Source organism: Candidatus Bandiella numerosa, assembly GCF_021811875.1.
GTDB lineage: Bacteria > Pseudomonadota > Alphaproteobacteria > Rickettsiales > Midichloriaceae > Aquirickettsia > Aquirickettsia numerosa_A.
In genome coordinates this window covers 1-5,248 of sequence record NZ_JAJBJD010000069.1, presented here as the reverse complement: position 1 = coordinate 5,248, position 5,248 = coordinate 1, and the positions used below count along the sequence as shown (strand labels likewise).

The window sequence follows — 5,248 nt, the reverse complement described above, 5'->3', positions numbered from 1 at the left end:
TTTTTTGTTCAGCGCTAAAATTTCTTTTTTCTTTTTTACTCATACTTCTTATTTTTTATTTATATTTTTATATCTTTTAGGAAATAAAACTACTCTTTTTGTTGTCTGACTTTTTCAGTCCACTATAATGCCCTTTTTTCAACAATGTTTGCAAATTTGAATAAATTTTCCTCATCATAAGAGTTTGCTATAAGCTGAAGCCCTAGAGGTAGTTTATTATGAGAAAACCCAATGGGGATTGACATACATGGTAATCCTGCAAGACTAGCAGGAACTGTGAATAAATCATTATTATACATATCGATTGGATTTGATTTTTCTCCAATTGCAAAAGCAGAATTTGAAGTAGTTGGCGTAAGAATAACATCAACTTTTTCAAAAGCACTAGTAAAATCATTTGCTATTAGTCTTCTAACTTTTTGTGCTTTTTGATAATAAGCCCCAAAGTGGCTTGCAGACAACACATAAGTGCCAGAAATTATCCTTCTTTTAACTTCAGCACCGAAGCATTCACCTCTTGTTCTTTCAATCATATCTTGAAAATTATCACCATCCCCTTCTATTCTAGTGCCATATCGAACTCCATCATACCTAGCTAAATTAGACGAGGCTTCTGCTGACGTAATTATGTAATAAGTTGCAAGTGCATGATCTGTATGAGGTAATGAAATATTCACAATCTCCGCCCCAGCATCAATAAACCATTGCTTCGCTTTTTCTAAATAATCCACAATTGTTTGATTAAGATTTTCCTTTTGATACTCTTTCGGAACTCCAACTTTCATGCCTTTGATACTCTTTCCAATACTATTTAAAATGTCAGGAGGAGCAATATCTTTAGAGGTAGAATCATTTTCATCAAATCCAGAAATGGATTCTAGAATTAAGCCAGCATCAGTAATATTATTTGCAAAAACTCCCGCTTGATCCAATGAACTTGCAAATGCTATTATTCCATATCTAGAGCATCTACCATAAGTTGGCTTTACCCCGACTGTACCTGTAAAGGCAGCAGGGAGCCTAACCGAACCTCCTGTATCACTACCTAAAGCACCTAAACACATATTTGCAGCAACTGCTGCTGCAGAACCACCTGAAGAACCACCAGCAACTAAATCTCTATTTGAATCACTAGCTTTGTATGGGTTTATTACATTACCAAAATAACTATTAGTATTGGACGAACCCATAGCAAATTCATCCATATTAGCCTTACCAATCATGATACCACCATTTGCAAATAATTGATTAGTCACAGTAGATTCATAAGGAGGAATGAAATTTTCTAACATTTTGGAGCAAGCCGTGGTTAGTACACCTTTTGTGCAGTAATTATCCTTTACACCTATTGGCATCGCCTCAATTTTTAGCGCCTGTCCTTTGTCGATTCTTTCTTGAGATGCTTTGGCTTGATTTATTGCATATTCATCTGTAATCTCTCGATAGGCATTATACTTTTTATTGGCTTCCCTAGATGTTTCAATATATGCATTTGTCAATTCAAGTGCAGACACCTCTTTATCAACAAGTAATTGCCTAATTTTATAATAAGGTAATCCTTTTAATTCTTGCATCGCCATCTCTTTATAATTTTATATTTTTAGTAATTCTGCTAAATAATATCAATTTGTCTAGCACTTTCTTAATAAACTCTCTCAAAATAACCTGTAGCTATGTTCATTTATGCTAGACCTTTTCTTTACCAATTGTATCTAACAATTTCTCTAGCCTTATCTTATCATCTATATGCCTATCAATCTCAAACCTTATCTGTGGTAGAAATTTAAGTTGCATTCTAACAGACAATTTTTTACGATACTCTGGCGCTAAAATGTTCAATGCTTTTACTAAATCCTTATCAAATTTTTCATCAACAGAATGTATAAAAATCGTAGATATTTTTAAATCAGCGCTGGTTTTAACATCCAGTATAGTAAATGGAATTTTCTCAAAAGCAGGATGAAAAACTTCACCCCTTGTAAAAATTTGAGCCATTTCTTGCCTGATAATTTCAGACACTCTCAGCTGTCTATTCGTTGGAGCTTTTTTATATTGATATGTCATAACCTACTTGATATCTATTATATTATTAAAATGAAAATGAGGAGCCACATCCACAACTTGATTTGGAATTTGGATTTTTCACCACAAACGATGCATTACCTAACTCTTCAACATATTCCAACTGGGAATCTTTTAAATAATTTATTGAAATTTTATCAACCACAACATTTGCTCCGTCTTTGGTAAAAATTACATCATCACTATTTTTTAAATCCGTTAACCCTATTTGATATTTAAGACCATTACATCCGCCTCCTTCTACCTTAACCCTTAACATTTGTGAATTTGATTCCTTAGAGTTCAAGCAATTAATCCGCTTCGCAGCACTTTCTGATACGACGAAATTGTACATAAACTCCTTAAAATGCAGTAACTTATTGATTGAACTTAACGGAATTTTAAATCAATATTTGTGACTATTCAATAAATAATTCACGTGCGTCAAATAGTGCAAGATTTACCTTATCTTTCTCAGTCGCAAGTTTAACATATTATAAGACTATTGAGTCCCCATTATTAATATTATTTTTTAATTTTATTTTATCGTAAGCTTCTAGAGCTAAGTTTCTTGATTCTTGCAAATTCACAATTGGATAGGGATAATTTTCACCCAGCACAACTCCCGCTTCTTTTAGTATATTATTAGGAGCTTCCCATGGAGAAAAAAGGTACTTATTAGGTAAATTATTTAGCTCAGGCACATATTTTCTTGTATATTTACCTTGGGCATCAAATTTATGACCTTGTGTAACAGGATTAAAAATTCTAAAATATGGAGCAGCGTCAGCTCCACATCCAGCAATCCACTGCCAGCCTGCACTGTTATTAGCCAAATCAGCATCAACCAAACAATCCCAAAACCACCTTTGTCCATGATGCCAATGCAGAAGTAGATTTTTTACCAAAAAAGAACCAACAATCATTCTAACTCGATTATGCATATATCCTTCTTCCCAAAGTTGGCGCATTCCTGCATCTACAATTGGATAACCAGTTATGCCTTTTTGCCAACAATCTAAATATTTCTCATTCTTTTCCCATGGAAATTTATCAAAATTTTTCTGCAAATTTTTTTTTGGAAGAAATGGAAAATGGTACAATAAATAATATGAAAATTCTCTCCAACCTAATTCACTGAAAAAGTGTTGTGTATTTTCATCTGATTCAATGGAATTGATTTTATTCCAAATGAAATTTGGAGATATCTCACCAAAATGAATATGTGGTGAAAGCCTAGAAGCAAAATTCTCTCCAGGGTAATTTCTGCCTTCTTTATAATTTTGCAAACTCGATTCAATAAAATCAGCAAGCTTAGATATTGCATTCTTTTCTCCAATATCCCAATGTTTACTCAATTTTTTATGCCAAGCTAAGTTTGGCAATAAATTTAATTTTTCAATGTTATTATACTCATTATCCTTAAAGAAAAACTCAATTTTAACGGGAGCTGGTATTGGTTTTCTGGGTGAAACACCATTTAACAAACAACCACTTTTATAAAAGGGGGTAAAAACCTTATAAGGAGTTCCGTCCTGTTTCAATGTCTCCCAAGGCTCCCATAGTAATGATGCATTATAGGTCTTAACTTCTACACCTTTTGATGTTAAAAATTTCTCAATATCGCTATCTCTTTCAATTTTCCATGAAGCGTAACATCTATTCCAATGCACTGAACAAACATTATACTTGTCGATTAAATACAACAAAATGTCTTTGGGGTTGCCTAAAAATAAACATAAATTTCCACTAAGTGATTTTTGCAATGAAATCAATGAATGATGCAGCCACCAACTACTTGCACCTCCAATTTGATATTGCTTTGGATTGTAAGTATCAAATATATATATTGGTATTATTCTACCTGTTTTGCAAGAACTATACAATGAGGGATTATCATGCAATCTTAGATCTTGTTTAAACCAGTGTATTACTGTTTTTTCTTTCATATTTCAAAATTATCCTGTGCATTCTTTTTATAGATCAAAAATTTTCAGGTATTTCCACTTCTTTTTAAAAAAAGCGGCATCATCCCTATAGTTATCACAAAAGTTCCAATAACAGTCAAATAACCTATTTTTTCATCAAAATATAGAAATCCCAAAATTGCAGTCATTACTACTCCTAAAAAATGTATTGGCATAATTAATGATAATTCAGCTCTTTTAAATGCATGAAATACAGTAATAGAACTAAGCATGAATAAAATTGCAATACCAAAAATTAAAAATATATCTTGAAGTTTTATTATTGGGTTCCAATAATAAATCGCTGGTATGGTTGTGTATAGCAAGGAAAAAAGTGATAGATAAAAAATTTGATCAATTGTTTTACCGGTCGTAATCTTTTTAGTAACATTATTATAAATACCAAAACTTATTGCAGCTAACAACGATATTATTGCCCCCGTTGATAGTTGAATATTTTCTGGATGAAGCAATATTATGGCTCCAATAAAAGTTGCAATGAATGAAATAATCTTCATCATGTTAATTGATTCTTGAAAAAACAACACCGCAAATAAGGCTGTCAATATAGGGTCTAATGAAATGATTGCCCTTACTTCATTTATTGGGATATTGGACAATGAATAAAAGAATAAAACAAACCCACCAAAACCAAAAATTGATCTTAAAAAATGATATTTAATATTTGCACATGATATTCTAAGTGAGTTGCGACCAAAGAAAGAAAGACATAATAATGTCGCGCATACTAAAAGATTATAACAAAACATTATCTGGGTAATATGGTAATCAAACTGCATTAATTTTAGCAAAACTGTCCCCAAGGATATACACAAGCAATGTGCAACCATAAAGCATATTGCAATATTTTTATTATTTGCTGAAATTTTGTTATCTTTTATCTTCATTATTTGCCTCTAAAGCCATACCTAAAGGTAATGTTTGTTACATTCTAAATTTTAGTACTCTAGTGGTAACCAACTTTCTTGAATTTTTGCTACACCATACCACGATGCCACTCTATAGCAAATGATATTTTGAATAGATCATACATTATTAAAGGCCGTTGCATAAACGCAAAGCAAGGAAGATAGGAAGCATAAATATTAGATAGCGTTAAGCAACTTTTAGAATCAACTCATTGTCAATATTTGCTTCATAAAGATTCCACTCATTAGAGGACATAGTCGCTTTAATCTGCAAAACATTGTGAGCATTCT

At 32.1% G+C, this 5,248-nt stretch carries 5 protein-coding genes; all 5 read right to left on the bottom strand.

Features of this window, described 5'->3' with window-relative positions; all coding sequences use genetic code 11:
* Positions 1-122 precede the first annotated feature (122 nt).
* On the bottom strand, positions 123-1,574 hold the full coding sequence (gene gatA, locus L8D11_RS03220; protein ID WP_236870238.1) for an Asp-tRNA(Asn)/Glu-tRNA(Gln) amidotransferase subunit GatA: 1,452 nt from the start codon (positions 1,572-1,574) through the stop codon (positions 123-125).
* A gap of 112 nt (positions 1,575-1,686) precedes the next feature.
* Positions 1,687-2,064 (bottom strand): 30S ribosome-binding factor RbfA, encoded by a 378-nt coding sequence (gene rbfA / locus L8D11_RS03215; RefSeq protein WP_236870237.1) that lies wholly within the window; start codon positions 2,062-2,064, stop codon positions 1,687-1,689.
* A 25-nt stretch (positions 2,065-2,089) separates the two neighbouring features.
* Complete coding sequence (locus L8D11_RS03210) at positions 2,090-2,416, bottom strand: HesB/IscA family protein (protein ID WP_236870236.1); 327 nt, start codon at positions 2,414-2,416, stop codon at positions 2,090-2,092.
* Positions 2,417-2,555: 139 nt separating this feature from the next.
* Entirely contained in the window at positions 2,556-4,010 is a 1,455-nt protein-coding gene (locus L8D11_RS03205) for a cryptochrome/photolyase family protein (protein ID WP_236870235.1), read from the bottom strand.
* A 44-nt stretch (positions 4,011-4,054) separates the two neighbouring features.
* Positions 4,055-4,936 carry a DMT family transporter gene (locus L8D11_RS03200; RefSeq protein WP_236870234.1) on the bottom strand — a complete coding sequence of 294 codons (882 nt, stop codon included), beginning with the start codon at positions 4,934-4,936 and terminating at the stop codon, positions 4,055-4,057.
* Positions 4,937-5,248 lie beyond the last annotated feature (312 nt).